Annotated in this window: 14 protein-coding genes and 1 riboswitch; of the genes, 5 read left to right on the top strand and 9 right to left on the bottom strand. The window is 68.4% G+C overall.

Features of this window, described 5'->3' with window-relative positions; genetic code table 11:
* Positions 1-345: 345 nt before the first annotated feature.
* The 5 genes from mutS to pnuC all read left to right on the top strand — a co-directional run bounded on the left by mutS (position 346) and on the right by pnuC (position 9,568).
* The gene (gene mutS, locus D9R12_RS05720; protein WP_122228964.1) at positions 346-2,997 is read left to right on the top strand and encodes a DNA mismatch repair protein MutS; all 2,652 of its coding nucleotides are present in this window, start codon (positions 346-348) and stop codon (positions 2,995-2,997) included.
* A 144-nt stretch (positions 2,998-3,141) separates the two neighbouring features.
* Complete coding sequence (katG, locus tag D9R12_RS05715; RefSeq protein WP_122228962.1) at positions 3,142-5,364, top strand: catalase/peroxidase HPI; 2,223 nt, start codon at positions 3,142-3,144, stop codon at positions 5,362-5,364.
* A gap of 103 nt (positions 5,365-5,467) precedes the next feature.
* Positions 5,468-6,604, top strand: coding sequence for a phosphotransferase enzyme family protein (locus D9R12_RS05710; protein WP_122229410.1), 1,137 nt, complete (start codon positions 5,468-5,470; stop codon positions 6,602-6,604).
* Between the two features lie 42 nt (positions 6,605-6,646).
* Positions 6,647-6,742, top strand: a riboswitch (TPP riboswitch).
* A 73-nt stretch (positions 6,743-6,815) separates the two neighbouring features.
* Positions 6,816-8,990 (top strand): TonB-dependent siderophore receptor, encoded by a 2,175-nt coding sequence (locus tag D9R12_RS05705; RefSeq protein ID WP_122228959.1) that lies wholly within the window; start codon positions 6,816-6,818, stop codon positions 8,988-8,990.
* Positions 8,987-9,568, top strand: coding sequence for a nicotinamide riboside transporter PnuC (gene pnuC, locus D9R12_RS05700; protein ID WP_122228957.1), 582 nt, complete (start codon positions 8,987-8,989; stop codon positions 9,566-9,568). The genes D9R12_RS05705 and pnuC overlap by 4 nt, the downstream gene beginning before the upstream one ends.
* Positions 9,569-10,241: 673 nt before the next feature.
* On the opposite strand, the gene D9R12_RS05695 is transcribed toward pnuC, so the two are convergent.
* The 9 genes from D9R12_RS05695 to ffh form a co-directional block, all read right to left on the bottom strand.
* Positions 10,242-10,646, bottom strand: coding sequence for an RNA-binding S4 domain-containing protein (locus tag D9R12_RS05695; RefSeq protein WP_122228955.1), 405 nt, complete (start codon positions 10,644-10,646; stop codon positions 10,242-10,244).
* Positions 10,643-10,795 carry a hypothetical protein gene (locus D9R12_RS15735; RefSeq protein ID WP_158308229.1) on the bottom strand — a complete coding sequence of 51 codons (153 nt, stop codon included), beginning with the start codon at positions 10,793-10,795 and terminating at the stop codon, positions 10,643-10,645. The genes D9R12_RS05695 and D9R12_RS15735 overlap by 4 nt, the downstream gene beginning before the upstream one ends.
* 54 nt (positions 10,796-10,849) lie before the next feature.
* Entirely contained in the window at positions 10,850-11,230 is a 381-nt protein-coding gene (locus D9R12_RS05690) for a hypothetical protein (protein WP_147475053.1), read from the bottom strand.
* Positions 11,231-11,266: 36 nt separating this feature from the next.
* A complete protein-coding gene (gene rplS / locus D9R12_RS05685) occupies positions 11,267-11,683 on the bottom strand; it encodes a 50S ribosomal protein L19 (protein WP_043290427.1) in 417 nt (138 codons plus the stop codon).
* Positions 11,684-12,004: 321 nt separating this feature from the next.
* Entirely contained in the window at positions 12,005-12,772 is a 768-nt protein-coding gene (gene trmD, locus D9R12_RS05680) for a tRNA (guanosine(37)-N1)-methyltransferase TrmD (RefSeq protein ID WP_014160150.1), read from the bottom strand.
* A 69-nt stretch (positions 12,773-12,841) separates the two neighbouring features.
* Complete coding sequence (gene rimM, locus D9R12_RS05675; RefSeq protein WP_122228953.1) at positions 12,842-13,357, bottom strand: ribosome maturation factor RimM; 516 nt, start codon at positions 13,355-13,357, stop codon at positions 12,842-12,844.
* Positions 13,358-13,400: 43 nt separating this feature from the next.
* A complete protein-coding gene (gene rpsP, locus D9R12_RS05670; protein WP_122228951.1) occupies positions 13,401-13,664 on the bottom strand; it encodes a 30S ribosomal protein S16 in 264 nt (87 codons plus the stop codon).
* A gap of 119 nt (positions 13,665-13,783) precedes the next feature.
* A complete protein-coding gene (locus tag D9R12_RS05665; protein WP_170159160.1) occupies positions 13,784-14,590 on the bottom strand; it encodes an aminotransferase class IV in 807 nt (268 codons plus the stop codon).
* 159 nt (positions 14,591-14,749) lie between these two features.
* Positions 14,750-16,132 carry a signal recognition particle protein gene (ffh, locus tag D9R12_RS05660; protein WP_122228947.1) on the bottom strand — a complete coding sequence of 461 codons (1,383 nt, stop codon included), beginning with the start codon at positions 16,130-16,132 and terminating at the stop codon, positions 14,750-14,752.
* Positions 16,133-16,196 lie beyond the last annotated feature (64 nt).

Below are 16,196 nucleotides of genomic sequence, written 5' to 3'. Positions count from 1 at the left end.
CCGCTGCCACAACCGGACCTTCTCAACCGGCCTCCACGAAAGCCCAAGCGGTTCAGGCCAACGCTATCCTGCCAAGGCGTCGGCGTATCCTGTCCAGTCCGAGCGGGGCTGCCGGTTGAAGCCATGACTGCGTTCATCGATGCGCACCGTGGCCACTTCCAAGGAGCAGGTGCGCCGCAAGGAACGGGGCCGATCGGGCACACCCCGCAGGCGCAATCCGAAGCAGCCCACCATCGGCAACCGGCCGCGCTGCCCATGGCGGCGTGACTCAAGCCAAACGGCGTTGGGGCGCGCGGGACGGGTCAAGTGGTTGTCCGCACAAAGAAGCGATACGTTCTGAAGTCAATGACAAAAAAAGACGATTCGCCAGCCGGCAAGGCTGTGTTGGAACACACCCCGCTGATGAAGCAGTTCTTCGCAGCCAAGTCCGAGTACCCGGACCTGCTGCTGTTCTTCCGCATGGGCGATTTCTACGAGCTGTTCTACGACGATGCGCGCAAGGCGGCGCGGCTGCTGGACATCACCCTGACCCAGCGCGGCAGCTCCGGTGGCGCGCCGATCCCGATGGCCGGTGTGCCGGTGCATGCCTACGAAGGCTATCTGGCGCGGCTGGTGGCGCTGGGCGAATCGGTGGCGATCTGCGAGCAGATCGGCGACCCGGCCCTGGCCAAGGGCCTGGTCGAGCGCAAGGTGGTGCGCATCGTCACACCGGGCACGGTCACCGACGAGGCGCTGCTCAACGAACGCCGCGACACGCTGCTGATGGCGCTCTCGCGTGACAAGCGCGGCTACGGCCTGGCCTGGGCCGATCTGGCCGGCGGGCGTTTTCTGGTCAACCAGGTCGAATCCGAAGACGCGCTGGAAGCTGAAATCGCGCGCCTGGAACCGGCCGAGCTGCTGGTGCCCGATGAGGAAGGCTGGCCGGCGTTTCTGGCCGCCCGCAGCGGCATCCGTCGCCGCGCGCCATGGCTGTTCGATGCCGACAGCGGTCGGCGCCAGCTGCTGCAGTTCTTCGGGCTGCATGACCTGACCGGCTTCGGCATCCAGGACAAGCCGCTGGCCATTGCCGCCGCCGGCGCGCTGCTGGGCTATGTCGAGGAAACCCAGAAGTCCCAGCTGCCGCACCTGACCGCGATCGCGCTGGAGTCATCCAGCGAGGCGATCGCGATGAACGCGGCCACCCGGCGCCACCTGGAGCTGGACACGCGCGTGGACGGCGACACCCGCCACACCCTGCTGGGCATCCTGGACAGCACGATCACTCCGATGGGCGGACGGCTGCTGCGGCGCTGGCTGCACCGTCCGCTGCGCGACCACGCGGTGTTGAACCAGCGCCAGCATGCGGTCCAGACCCTGATCGAGCACGGCACCGATGCCGACCCCGCAACAAGTACCGGCCAGGCGCTGCGCCAGGCGCTGCGCGCCTTCGGCGATGTCGAACGCATCCTCACCCGCGTGGCCCTGCGCTCGGCGCGCCCGCGCGACATGTCCACCCTGCGCAACAGCCTGGCGCAGCTGCCGCGCCTGCGCCAACTGCTTGGCCCGCTGGATTCGCCAAGACTGCACGCGCTGGCCGCCTCGATGGGCGAACACGATGCCACCGCGCAGCTGCTGGTCGCCGCAGTGGCCGAGCAGCCACCGCTCAAGCTCACCGATGGTGGCGTGCTGGCCGATGGCTTTGATGTCGAGCTGGACCAACTGCGCCAGCTGTCCAGCAACGCCGACCAGTTCCTGATCGAGCTGGAAACGCGCGAGCGCGCCGCCAGCGGCATCGCCACCCTGAAGGTCGGCTACAACCGCGTCCACGGCTATTACATCGAGATCAGCAAGGGCCAGGCCGACCGGGCGCCGGTGCACTACAGCCGCCGCCAGACCCTGGCCAATGCCGAGCGCTACATCACCGAGGAACTGAAATCCTTCGAGGACAAGGTGCTGTCCGCGCGCGAACGCGCCCTGTCGCGCGAGCGCGTGCTGTACGAACGGCTGCTGGACGCGCTCAACGAAGTGATCGAACCACTCAAGCGCTGCGCCCTGGCCCTGAGCGAACTGGACGTGCTGTGCGCGTTTGCCGAGCGCGCCCAAACCCTGGACTGGAACCGCCCGCAGCTGACCGACGCGCCGTGCCTGGTGATCGAACGCGGCCGTCATCCGGTGGTCGAGGCGGTGCGCAGCGAGCCGTTCGAACCCAACGACCTGCGCCTGGACGGCAGCGACACGCTCCAGGCGCGGCGCATGCTGGTCATCACCGGCCCCAACATGGGCGGCAAGTCCACCTACATGCGCCAGAACGCGCTGATCGTGCTGCTCAGCGCAATCGGCAGCTTCGTGCCGGCCGCACGCGCGCAGATCGGGCCGATCGACCGCATCCTGACCCGCATCGGCGCCGGCGACGACCTGGCCCGCGGCCAGTCCACCTTCATGGTGGAAATGGCCGAGACCAGCTACATCCTGCACCACGCCACCCACCAGTCGCTGGTGCTGATGGACGAGATCGGCCGCGGCACCTCGACCTACGACGGCCTGGCGCTGGCCGATGCGGTCGCCCGCCACCTGGCCTCGGTCAATCGCTGCTACACGCTGTTTGCCACGCATTATTTCGAGCTGACCGCGCTGGCCAGCGAGAGCTTCGAAGGCGGTCCCAGCGGCATCGCCAACGTGCACCTGGATGCGGTCGAACATGGCCACACGCTGGTGTTCATGCATGCGGTCAAGGATGGGGCGGCCAATCGCAGCTTCGGCCTGCAGGTGGCGGCGCTGGCCGGCCTGCCGCGCAGCACGCTGGCCCAGGCCCGGCGCCGCCTGGCCGAGCTGGAACAGCGCGGCCGCCACACCCAGGCCTCGAAGATGGCGCCGCGGGCGCTGGACGCCCCGCAGCAGTTCGGCCTGTTCGCCGCGGCCCCGTCCGCGGCGCAGGAGGCGCTGGCCGCTCTGGACCCGGACGAACTGACGCCCAAGCAGGCGCTGGAGGCGCTGTATCGGCTCAAGGCACTGCTCTGAGCGCCGGCCACCGCGCTGGATTTGCAATAGCGCCTCACTATCGAAACGGCCACAACTATCGATTTTAATTTTTTATCGTGCCTGCCTATGGTGGCCGCTCACCCGCACCCGCCCCTCCGCCACGCCCATCACGAGACAGCCACGATGACAACCCAAGCCAAGTGCCCGTTCAACCACGCCGCCGGCGGCGGCACGACCAACGCGCAATGGTGGCCCAAGCGCCTGCGCGTGGACCTGCTTGCCCAGCATTCCAACAGGTCCGACCCACTGGGTGACACGTTCGACTATGCCCAAGCCTTCAACAAGCTGGACTACGCCGCGCTGAAGGCCGACCTGCACGCGCTGATGACCGACTCGCAGGACTGGTGGCCGGCCGACTTCGGCCATTACGGCCCGCTGTTCGTGCGCATGGCCTGGCACAGCGCCGGCACCTATCGCACCGCCGATGGCCGCGGCGGCGCCGGCCGTGGCCAGCAGCGTTTCGCCCCGCTCAACAGCTGGCCGGACAACGTCAACCTGGACAAGGCGCGGCGCCTGTTGTGGCCGATCAAGCAGAAGTATGGCCAGGCCATTTCCTGGGCCGACCTGCTGGTCCTCACCGGGACCGTCGCGCTGGAGTCGATGGGCCTGAAGACCTTCGGCTTTGCCGGTGGCCGCCAGGACACCTGGGAGCCGGACCAGGACGTGTACTGGGGTGCCGAAACCACCTGGCTGGGCGGCGATGTGCGCTATGCGCACGGCTCGGAAGGGGTGCAGAAGCCGGGCGACGAGGCGGTCCTGGTGGCCGACGACGATGCCGGCCACAGCCATTCGCGCAAGCTGGAAAACCCGCTGGCCGCCGTGCAGATGGGGCTGATCTATGTCAACCCGGAAGGCCCGGATGGCAATCCCGATCCGCTCAAGGCCGCCCTGGATATCCGCGAGACCTTCGCGCGCATGGCCATGAACGACGAGGAGACCGTGGCGCTGATCGCCGGCGGCCACAGCTTCGGCAAGACCCATGGGGCAGGCCCGGCCGACAATGTCGGCGCCGAGCCTGAAGCGGCCGATCTGGAACAACAGGGCCTTGGCTGGGCCAACAGGTTCGGCACCGGCAAGGGCGCCGATACCATCACCAGCGGCCTGGAAGTGACCTGGACCAAGACCCCGACCCGGTGGAGCAATGACTTCTTCGAGCACCTGTTCGGCTTCGAGTGGGAGCTGTCCAAAAGCCCGGCTGGTGCGCACCAGTGGGTGGCCCGCGATGCCGGGGCGATCATCCCGCACGCACACGATGGGTCCAGGAAAATCCTGCCGACCATGCTCACCACCGACCTGGCGCTGCGTTTCGACCCGGCCTACGAGAAGATCTCGCGCCGCTTCCTGGAAAACCCCGACCAGTTTGCCGATGCCTTCGCCCGCGCCTGGTTCAAGCTGACCCACCGCGACCTGGGCCCGAAGGCCCGTTACCTGGGGCCGGAAGTACCGGCCGAGGACCTGCTCTGGCAGGACCCGATCCCGGCCTCGCAGACCCGGCTGGAGGCGGCCGACATCGACGCGCTCAAGGGCAGGATCGCCGCCTGCGGGCTGAGCGTTGCGCAGCTGGTCAGCACGGCCTGGGCGTCGGCGTCGACCTTCCGCGGCTCGGACAAGCGTGGCGGTGCCAACGGCGCACGCATCGCGCTTTCGCCGATGAAGGACTGGCAGGTCAACCAGCCGGCACAACTGGCCCAGGTGCTGGGCAAGCTGCAACAGATCGGCCAGGACTTCGGCAAGCCGGTGTCGCTGGCGGATCTGATCGTGCTGGGCGGCGCAGTCGGGGTGGAGCAGGCGGCCAGGGCCGCCGGCCAGGCCATCACCGTGCCGTTCACGCCTGGCCGCGGCGACGCCACCCAGGAACAGACCGATGTCGAGTCGGTGGGCATGCTCGAACCGCTGGCCGATGGCTTGCGCAACTACGTCAAGGGCCAGCCCGGCGTGCCGGCAGAGGCGCTGCTGATCGACAAGGCGCAGCTGCTTACCCTGACCGCGCCGGAACTGACCGTGCTGGTCGGCGGCCTGCGCGTGCTGGGCGCCAACGTGGGCGGCGCCGGCCATGGGGTGTTCACCGACAGGCCGGGCACGCTGAGCAACGACTTCTTCGTCAACCTGCTGGACATGGGCATCGACTGGAAGCCGGCCTCGCCGACCACCTTCGAGGGACGTGACCGCAAGACCGGCGCGGTCAGGTGGACCGCGACGCGCGTGGACCTGGTGTTCGGCTCCAATGCGGTCCTGCGTGCGCTGGCCGAGGTCTATGCCGCCAGCGATGCGAAGGACAAGTTCGTGCAGGACTTCGTCGCGGCCTGGACCAAGGTGATGGAGCTGGATCGTTTCGACCTGAAGTGATCGCACCGCGCGCGCCCTTCGCGCCACGGCATCGGCAACACGACAACGGCGCCTTCTGGCGCCGTTGTCGCACAATACCGGCCATGTCGCCGCGCGTTTTGCCATGACCGCTCCCACCCATCGCGTGCATGGCGTCGGCGCCGAGGAGGTGCCGCCGGACTGGCCACCGCTGCGCGAGCAGGAAATTGCGCAGCTGCTGAGGCGCTATCCGGGCCTGCATGGCGATGCAGCGGTGCTGTGGCACAGCCCGCGCCCGCTGTCGGCCGCGGCGCTGGTGCGCACGCCGCAGCGGCAGGTCTTCATCAAGCGCCACCATGCCCGCGTGCGGACCCCGGCCCAGCTGGAAGAGGAACATCGCTTCATCGCGCACCTGGCCGCGCACGGCGTGCCGGTGGTGCAGGTGTTTGCCGACCGGGACGCGCACACGGCGTCGGCCATCGGCGATTGGACCTACGAGGTCCACAGTGCCGGCATCGGCCAAGACCTGTATCGCCAGAGCGCCTCGTGGACGCCGCTGACCGATCCTGGGCAGGCCCATGAAGCCGGGGCGATGCTGGCACGCCTGCACCGGGCCGCTGCCGACTACCGCGCGCCCCAGCGCAGCACCCACCTGCTGGTCGCCCGCGACGATTTGCTGCGCGCCGACGATCCGATTGCCGCGCTGCAGGCGCAGCTGGGCGAGCGCCCGGGCCTGGCGGCGTACCTGCAGCATCGCCAGTGGCAGGCCGATTTGCGCCATGCGCTATTGCCCCGGCACGCCGGTCTTGCCGCGCGCCTGCGCGCCGAGCCGCGCCTGTGGGCGCACAACGACTGGCACGTCTCCAACCTGCTGTGGCAACACGATGGCGCGGCCATGCGCGTGAGCAGCGTGCTCGACTTCGGCCTGGCCTCGCCGACCAGCGCGCTGTTCGACCTGGCCACGGCGATCGAACGCAACGCGATCGCCTGGCTGACGCCAGAACGCGGCATGGACGCGCTCCACCTGGACACCGCCCTGGCACTCATCGACGGCTATCGCAGCGTGCTGGCGCTGGAGCCACCGCGCCTGCAACTGCTGGCCGACCTGTTGCCGCTGGTGCACGTGGAGTTCGCGCTGTCCGAAGTCGAGTATTTCCAGGCCGTGACCCATTCGCCCGGCAATGCCCAGGTGGCCTACGACACCTTCCTGCTGGGGCATGCACGCTGGTTCCACACCGCGCCGGGCCAGGCCCTGCTGCAGGCGATCGGCGCGGCGGCCTGAACACGCCGGGTGTGCAATTGCCCGCGGTTTGTTGTCAAATGACCCCTGAAGCGGGGGTGCCTGGCGTTGCCAGGCTGAGAGAGTCCCTTGGAACCTGATCCGGTTCGTACCGGCGTAGGGAGCTTTGAGCAGCACGCAAGCACCGCCTGTGGCAGGCGTGCGCACGTGCGGCCGTCGCTTCGTCCCTGAGCCACTCCCTGGTGACGAATCGATGAACCGCTCTCGCTCCACCCTGCTACTTTCCTCCCTGCTCTGCACCGCGCTGCCGCTCCAGGCCCAGCAGGCCGACGATGCGCAGGCAACCGAAACTTCCGCCACCGAGCTGGCACCGGTGCGGGTGCAGGGCCAGGAACCGACCACTCCGGCCCCGCAGCTGAGCAGCTTCGGCCCCGGCAGCTGGAAGGACATCCCTGCCTCGATCAACGTGCTGGGTCGTGGGTTGCTCGACAACCGCCAACCGCGCACGTTGAGCGAGCTGGCCTACAGCGACGCCTCGCTCGGCGACAGCTATGCCGCGGTGGGCTATTACCAGAACGTGGCCATCCGCGGCTTTGCGCTGGATCTGGCCACCGGCTATCGCTTCAACGACCTGACCATCGCCGGCGAGCAGCGCCTGGCCCTGGAGCACATCCAGCAGGTGGAGATCCTCAAGGGCGAAGCCGGCCTGACCGCGGGCATCATGGCCCCTGGCGGCATCATCAACTACGTGGCCAAGCGCCCGGCGCGGGTGCAGGAGCTGACCGTTGGCACCGACTCGCATGGCTCGCGCTACACCGCGGTGGACCTGGGCCGCTGGATCACCCCGCGCTTTGGCCTGCGCTTCAATGCGGCCTGGGAAGACACCCATTCCCACGTCGAGCACGCCGATGGCCGGCGCAATTTCTATGCGCTGGCGGCCGACTGGTTGATCGGCGACAAGGCCAGGCTCGAACTGGACGGCAACTACCAGACCAGCGCGCAACGCTCGGTCTCCGGCTATCAGCTGCTGGGCGGCCAGGCCCTGCCCGACCATCCCAGCCGCACCCGGATGCTCGGCTACCAGCCCTGGCAGCAGCCGGTGGCCATCGCCTCGAGCAACTTTACCGCGCGCTATCGCTACCGGTTCAATGATGCCTGGCAGGGCAGCGTGGCGCTGGGCCACAGCCGCAGCGTGATCGATGACAACGTGGCCTTCGCCTACGGGTGTTTCTATGCCGCACAGTGCGCCGATGGCAGCGTGCCGGGCAACTTCTTCGCGCCCAACGGCGACTACGACATCTACGACTACCGCAGCCCCGACGACACCCGGGTCAACGATCAACTGCGCGCGCAGCTGCAGGGCAGCTTCCACACCGGCGCGCTCAGCCATCAGCTGACCTTTGGCGTGGACGGTTTCCAGCGCACGGTGGACCGGCGCCAGGACGTATACGACTACGTGGGCACGGCCAACATCGATGATCCGCAGGTGCCGGTGTTCGCGCCCTCGCCCAACCAGCCCGGTCCCTCCGCGCGCCGCCTGGACGACAGGCAGCGCGCGGTCTTCGCGCTGGACCGCATCGGCCTGGGCAACGGCTGGCAGTGGCTGGCGGGCGGGCGCCATGTGCGCCTGGACGAAGACGCCAACGACAGCCAAGGCGTGCGCGAGCGGCACACGCGCCTGAGCAAGTTCCTGCCGCAGACCGCGCTGCTGTGGCAGGCCACCGCGCAGCTCAACGCATACCTGAGCTACAGCAAGGGCCTGTCGCTGGGCCAGCAGGCGCCTTACTGGACTTCCAATGCCGGCAGCTTCCTGCCGCCGATGGTCTCGCGCCAGGTCGAGCTGGGGGTCAAGTTCTCCGCGACCGACACCCTGGACCTGGGCGCGGCGTTGTTCCGCATCAGCCAGCCGTTCCAGTACGCACGGCCCGACGACAGCGCCGCCGGCTACAGCTTCGTCCAGCAGGGCGACCAGGTGCATACCGGCCTGGAACTGAGCGCCAACGGCCGCATCACCGAGCACCTGCGCGTCACCGCCAGCGCCAGTGTGCTGCGCGCGCGCGCCGAGGATGCCGGCACGCCGGCCTACCAAGGCCACCAGCTGCTCAATGTGCCCAAGGCGCGCGCCAGCGTGTATGCCGACTACCAGCTGCCGTTCGCGCCGGCCTGGACGCTCAGCGGCGGCTGGCGCTATGCCGCGCCGAACGTGGCCACCGCCGACGGCGCGGTGCGCGCGCCGGCCTACAACGTGTTCGACGCCGGCGTGCGCCTGCGCAGCGAGCTGCGCGGCCATGCGCTGACCTGGCGCCTGTCGGTGGACAACGTGTTCGACCACCGCTACTGGCGCGACACCGGCAGCAGCGGCGGCGACTATTACCTGTTCCCCGGCGCGCCGCGCATGGCGCGCCTGTCGGTGAGCTACGCGCTGTGAACGCCCAGACCCTGGAATGGATCGCCGCGGCGGTGAGCGTGGCCGCGGTCTGGCTGGCCGCGCGCCGGCACCTGCTGGGCTGGCCGCTCGGGCTGGTCTCGGTGGCGCTGTATGCCGGGGTGTTCATCCAGGCCAGGCTGTATTCGGATGCGCTGCTGCAGGGCGCCTTCGCCGGCTTCATCGGCTACGGCTGGTGGCGCTGGAAGGCGCACCTGGATGGCGATGGCCTGGTCCAGGTTGCGCCGCTGGCGGGGCGCGCGATGCTGCGCGACCTGGCCTGCGGCGTGGTCCTGGCCGTGGCGCTGGGCATGGTGATGCACACCTTCACCGATGCCGCCCTGCCCTGGCTGGACGCGGCACTGACTGCCTTCAGCCTGGTGGCGCAGTGGTGGCAGGCACGCCGCCACGTGGCGGCGTGGTGGCTGTGGATCGTGGTGGACGTGATCTACACCGGGCTGTACCTGTACAAGTCGCTGGACGTGACCGCGGCGCTGTACCTGGGCTTCGTCGGGCTGGCCGTACTCGGCCTGCGTCATTGGCGCCGCGCCGGCGATCCCGCGCTGACCACCGGCGTGTAGGCGCAGCGGTCTTCACGACATGGTGCTCGGCTCCCTTTCCCCCACCTGCACTGTCTCTCTGTCACCTCGTCAATCCCCTAGCAGCCTGTCGGACTTTGGTCGGCCGGGCTGCGAATCCGCCTGTGCGGTCCATCTTTCCGCCGCTTCTTGGCCCATAGCACCACTATGGGCCGGCGAACCGTCGAAAATCTGACCTCGCACAGCCGAATTCTCGCCTCGACCACCAAAGCCCGACAGGCTGCTAGCCTGGGCTCCGGCCAGCGACGCGGCACATAAGCCCCCTCTCCCCCGCAGGCGGGGGAGAGGGTTGGGTGAGGGGGGCTTGTTGCTTGAAACTCAGCAAACCGCAGCCGGCTCCGGCACGCGATGTGTCGTCGTCAGCACGGCCATCACCTCGATCCCCCTCACCCCGGCCCTCTCCCCCGCAGGCGGGGGAGAGGGGGCAAAACCCCAGCGGCGCGGGCGGTGGGTTGCCCGGCGCGAATGCAGAACAGCTCCTGGCTTCGACCCACGACCATGCGGAGCCGGCGGCACCTGCCAGTCACCACGTCGATGCTGACGCTGGTCCTGCTGGACCGCTGGACGTTTTCGTTGTTCCTTGCCGGTGGCCGATCCTGCCGCGCCGGGCTGAGCAGCCGGCCAGTCCCTGCAGCGTCGGCCGCCAGAGGCCGGATCAGAACGCGTCGATGTCGCCCAGCGCCTGGATCAGGCGCCGTGCACGCTTGTCCGGCTTGGTCTGCGGCGCGCGGTAGCCGCTGCGCTCGGCAGCGCGTGTGGCGCGGACCTGCGCGCGACGCTGCTGCGAAGCCTGGCTTTCGCCGTAGAGCGCCTGCGCCACCGGCGCCGGCCCGCGCACATCGGACAGGCCCAGCACGGTCACCTCAAAGCGTTCATCGCCGCGCTGGACCTGCAACACATCGCCCACTCGCACCGCACGCGCCGGCTTGGCCCGCTGGCCGCCGATCTCCACCTTGCCCAGCGCCACCGCATCCTTGGCCAGCACACGGGTCTTGTAGAAGCGCGCCGCCCACAGCCAGACATCCAGGCGGACGGTTCGTGCGACAAGCGGTTCAGTCATGTTTTCCTGAAGAAGTCGGGTTTGATGGTGTCCCGCTTGCCGCTGGACCATTCCGGCAAATCGTTGGGCTGGCAGGGGTCACGGACCATCGTGCCGGCGCTCGACCTGGCCAATGTTGCGGCCGAGGAGGACGAAGCCAGCAGTTTCATGGATGAATTCCTGAATATCCGAAGGCCATCAATGCCACGATCGGATGCGCCTGTTCAACTGCCGTGCGTGGGTTTGAAGGTGACTTCGACATGCGAATCGACTTCCTGCTGGCAGGATCGCGACATCTGCGCGTCGCGGATGCCTTGTTGAAACTCCTGACCATGCTTGCCGTCTCGCAACGACTTTGGGAACGGCGGCTGGTTGGCCGCCTCGCGCGCCTGCTGCTGGCAGACCAGTGAAACGGTCGAGCCATCCTGGCCGATCGTGCTGGCGCAGCCGGCCAGGGCCAGCATCGCCATGCCGCACAGCAACTTCAATGCATTGGGCTGCATCGCCATCACCTCAAGCCTTGAGCGGAATCGTCCTGCATGCAGGCATGCGCCTGTGCGATCCAGCAAAAACAGGAAACCCGGCTTTCGCCGGGTTTCGAGCATAGCGCAGCGCCGCCGCAGCGGCGCATGTGGCCAGGTTTACTTGCCTGCGCTGGCCGAAGCAGCGGCCTGGCGGGCCACCTTGGCCTGAGCCGCGGCAGCCAGGTCTTCCTTGATGCGTGCGGCCTTGCCCTGCAGGCCACGCAGGTAGTACAGCTTGCCGGCGCGGACCTTGCCGCGGCGCTTGACCTCGACCGAGTCGATGGTCGCGCTGTGGGTCTGGAACACGCGCTCGACGCCGTAGCCGTGCGAGATCTTGCGCACGGTGAAGGCCGAGTTCAGGCCGGCGTTCTTCTTGCCGATGACCACGCCTTCGTAGGCCTGCACGCGCTCGCGGTTGCCTTCCTTCACCTTCACGTTGACCACGATGGTGTCACCCTGGCTGAACTGCGGCAGCTCGCGGGTGATCTGGGCGGCTTCGAACTCCGCGACGATGGACTTGTTCAACTTGCTCATGGTGGCACCGGTTATCTGTTGAGGTGGGCGTGTCGGGTTTCGACAGCAGGCACTGATGCGTTCGCAGGATTGCGCCGCACGATTGTTGTTATGGGGTTCCCCGCAAGCCGAGCTGGCCGTGAGAACTGCGCATTATAGACAAATTGGCCGCCGTGGCTAGGAGTCTGTCGGGCTTTGGCGGTCGAGGCGAAAATTCGGCTGTGCGAGGACAGATTTTCGGCGATTCGCCGCCCCATCGTGGTTCTATGGGGCAAGGAGCGACGGAAATATGGACCGCACAAGCCGGATTTGCAGCCCGGCCGGCCAAAGTCCGACAGGCTCCTAGGGTTTCGCGGGCGATCCATCTGCCGCCCATTCCTGCCGGAACGCCTCCAGCAGCTTGCGATCGGCCGGTGACAGGGCCGACTCGTCCAGCAGCTCCGGGCGCCGCAGCCAGGTCCGGCCCAGCGACTGCTGCCGCCGCCAGCGGGCGATGGCGGCGTGGTTGCCCGAACGCAGCACCTCGGGCACCTCGCCCCAGGCGTGGCTGGCCGGGTGGGTGAAATGCGGGCAGTCCAGCAGCCCGCCCTCGCCCTCGAAGCTGTCCTGGGCGGCCGATTCGGCGTCGTTGAGCACGCCCTCCTGCAGCCGGGTGACCGCATCGATCAGCACCGCGGCAGCCAGTTCGCCGCCGGACAGCACGTAGTCGCCGATCGAGATCTCCTCGTCGACCTGGTGCGCCAGCAAGCGCTCGTCCACGCCTTCATAGCGCCCGCACAGCAGGATCATCCGCGGCAGCAGGGCCAGTTCGCGCACCCGCGCCTGGGTCAGCGGGCGGCCCTGCGGGCTCAGGTAGAGGACCGGCGCAGGGGTCGGATCGGCCTGGCGCGCGGCCTCCAGGCAGGCGCGCAGCGGCTCGATCAGCATCACCATGCCCGGCCCGCCGCCGAACGGACGATCATCCACGCGGCGATAGTTGCCGCTGGCGTAGTCGCGCGGATTCCAACCCTGCAGCTGCAGCAGGGCGCGTTCGCGTGCGCGCCCGACCACGCCAAAGCCGGTGCTCTGGTCGATGAATTCAGGGAACAGGCTGATGACGTCGATGCGCATGGCGATGCGTGCAGGCGGCGGCAGGAAACGAACAAGATCAGTATGGCGAACCCGCGGCCCGCCAACCGGTCAGAAGTCCGGATCCCAGTCCACACCGACGACACCGGCCTGGAAATCCACCCCGGTCACGAACTCGGGCTGCACGAACGGAATCAGCCGCTCCTTGTCGCCCTTGGCCACCAGCACGTCGTTGGCGCCGGTGGAAAACAGGTGCGAGACGATGCCGAAATCGCGGCCGTCGGCGTTGATCACACGCAGACCCTCCAGGTCGACCCAGTAATATTCGTCGGGCCTGGGCGGCGGCAGCGCGCTGCGCGGCACCGAGATTTCCAGGCCCACCAGCGCATCGACCGCATCGCGATCCTCCACCCCGGGCAAATCGGCGACCAGGTGCTTGCCGGAGTTCCTGCCACGCGCGCCGATGAGCTCACGCGCGTTGCCGGCGGCGTCGCGCAGGGTCCAGGGCTGGTAGCGGAAGATGGCCTCGCGCGGCTCGGTCCAGGATTCGATCTTGACCTGGCCACGCACGCCAAACGCGCCAACCACCCTGCCCAGCAGAATGTGGCGCGTCGTGTTCCCGGTCATGGGGATCTTTCGGCCGCGGCTGGCAGCCGCGCCCGAGGCGCGATCAGGCCGAAGCCTGCGGGTTGAGCCTGGCCGCTTCCTTGTACAGGTTGCGGACCTTGTCGGTCAGCTGGGCACCCTGGCCGACCCAGTGGTCGACCCGGGCCGTGTCCAGCACCACGCGCGGCTCGGCGCCCTGGGCGACCGGGTTGTAGTAGCCCACGCGCTCGATGTTGCGGCCATCGCGTGCAGCACGCACGTCGCTGACGATGATGTGATAGAAGGGGCGCTTCTTGGCGCCGCCGCGGCTAAGGCGGATCTTGACCATGGTGCTTTCTCGGGTGTTGCCCAGTCGCCGGAATGGCGCGGTAAGCCGGCAATTATAGCCGGCTGCGCGCGACACGCAAACTTGCGTGGTTCAGCCGCCCGACCTCACGCCAGCCCCCTTTAGATCAGGTCCCAGGCCTGGGTCGCCAGCGCGCGCGCCAGCAAGTCCTGCAGGCCGGGCGCGGCAGGCAGCGTCGTGGCCTCGATCCGCGCCACGCCGGCACACCCGCTGGCGTTGGCGGTAAAGGCGGCCAGGGTCGTGGCCTGGGCCACGCTCACCGCGGCCACGCGCTGCGACACGCCGAGCTGGTCCAGGCCGCGCTGCAGCAGGGCCTCGCAGGTGCCGCGCAGGGCCGGCCCCTGCGGCCACAGCACACCGGTTCCGTCCCAGAAGCCGATGTTCCACAGCGAGCCTTCGACGACCCGGGCGTCGCTGCCGGGCCCTGCGACGAAGAGCGCATCGTCATGTCCGGCCAGGCGAGCCTGGCGCCGGTAATGGAACAGCGGCAGGGTCGCCAGGTGCTTGATCTGCGGGAGCGGGCGCACGAATGCAAAGCACTTGAGCGACAGCGGCGCCCCGCCGGCCACCGGCGCCGCGGCGGCCACCGAGATGAACCACGCCGGCTGCACCGCCTGCAAGGGATCGCGGTAGTTGAAGTCCCGCGCAAAGCCGGTGATCCGCACCCACGCCTCGCCCTGCCCGGCCAGCACCGTGCGCAGGTCATGGCGCAGCTGGGCCTGGTCGAAGTCGGCATCGAACAACGCCGCATGGCCTTGCCGCAGCCGCGCCAGGTGCAGATCCAGCCCCTGGACCGCGCCGCCGCGCACGCGCATGACGGTGAAGTGGCCATAGTTGACGCTCGCCAGCGCGCGCAGCTCGTCGGTGCCGGCCAGCCGGCTGCCGCAATACAGTGCCGGCGTGCTCACAGCAGCGCCTCGGCCTGGATCCACCAGTCCTTCAGCAGCGTTGCCGCCGGCGTGGCCTGCGCCATCGGCGCCATTGGCGCCAGCAGGATCGGAAGCCGTGCGCCCAAGCGCGCACAGAAAGCCTGCGATCGCTGGCGCGCGGCCGATGCCATCAGCGCATCAACGCAACGGCGGCATGCCGCCGCGGCCGCCCATGGCCCCCATCATGCCCTTCATGCCGCGCATCATGCCTTTCATGCCGCCACGGCCGAGCTTGCTCATCATCTTTTCCATCTGGGTGAACTGCTTCATCAGCTTGTTCACGTCCGAAGGCTGGGTACCCGAGCCCTTGGCGATACGGGCGCGGCGCGAGCCGTTGAGCAGGGCCGGATTGCGCCGCTCCTTTTTGGTCATCGAACCGATGATGGCGATCATGCGCGGCACTTCCTTGTTGCCGGCAACCTGCTGCTTCAGATGCTCGGGCACCTGGCCCAGGCCGGGCAGCTTGTCCATCAGCGCGCCGATGCCGCCCATGTTCTGCATCTGCTCGAGCTGGTCGCGCATGTCGTTGAGGTCGAACTTCTTGCCCTTGGCGACCTTCTCGGCCAGCTTCTGGGCCTTGTCCTTGTCGACCTGGCTTTCGACCTGCTCCACCAGCGACAGCACATCGCCCATGTCCAGGATGCGGCTGGCCACGCGCTCGGGGTGGAACACGTCCAGGCCGTCGGGCTTTTCGCCCACGCCGATGAACTTGATCGGCTTGCCGGTGATGTAGCGCACCGACAGCGCCGCGCCGCCACGGGCATCGCCGTCGGTCTTGGTCAGGACCACGCCGGTCAGCGGCAGCGCTTCGGAAAAGGCCTTGGCGGTGGTGGCCGCGTCCTGGCCGGTCATCGAGTCGACCACGAACAGGGTTTCGACCGGCCTGGCCGCTGCGTGCAGCGCCTTGATCTCGTCCATCATCGCTTCGTCGATGGCCAGCCGGCCGGCGGTATCGACGATCAGCACGTCGGCATAGGACCTGCGCGCGTCCTCGATGGCGGCGCGGACGATGGCTTCGGGCTTCTGCTCGGCGCTGGAGGCGAAGAACAGCACGTCCACCTGCTGGGCCAGCGTCCTGAGTTGCTCGATCGCAGCAGGGCGGTAGACGTCGGCGGACACCACCATCACCTTCTTCCTGCGCTTTTCCTTCAGGTGCTTGGCCAGCTTGGCCACCGTGGTGGTCTTGCCCGCGCCCTGCAGGCCGGCCATCAGGATCACCGCCGGCGCCGGCACGTTGAGGTTCAGGTCGGAGGCGGCCGAGCCCATGACCGTGGCCAGCTCGTCACGCACGATCTTGATCAGGGCCTGGCCCGGCGTCAGCGACTTGAGCACTTCCTGACCGACCGCGCGCACCTTGATGCGCTCGACCAGGGCCTGGACCACCGGCAGGGCCACGTCGGCTTCCAGCAGCGCGATGCGCACCTCGCGGGTGGCCTCGCGGATGTTTTCCTCGGTCAGGCGGCCGCGGCCGCGCAGGCGCTCGATGGTGCCGGACAGGCGCTGGGTCAGGGATTCGAACATGGCAGGAACCGGGGGGGGCGAAGGCAGGCGCGCAGTATATCCGGCGCGTTTTGCCCGGGCCGCA

Origin of the sequence: Pseudoxanthomonas spadix, from assembly GCF_003703395.1 — a bacterium.
Taxonomy (GTDB): Bacteria; Pseudomonadota; Gammaproteobacteria; order Xanthomonadales; family Xanthomonadaceae; genus Pseudoxanthomonas_A; species Pseudoxanthomonas_A spadix.
The sequence above is the reverse complement of the archived record's forward strand: the minus strand, read 5'-3'. Positions and strand labels throughout refer to the sequence as shown.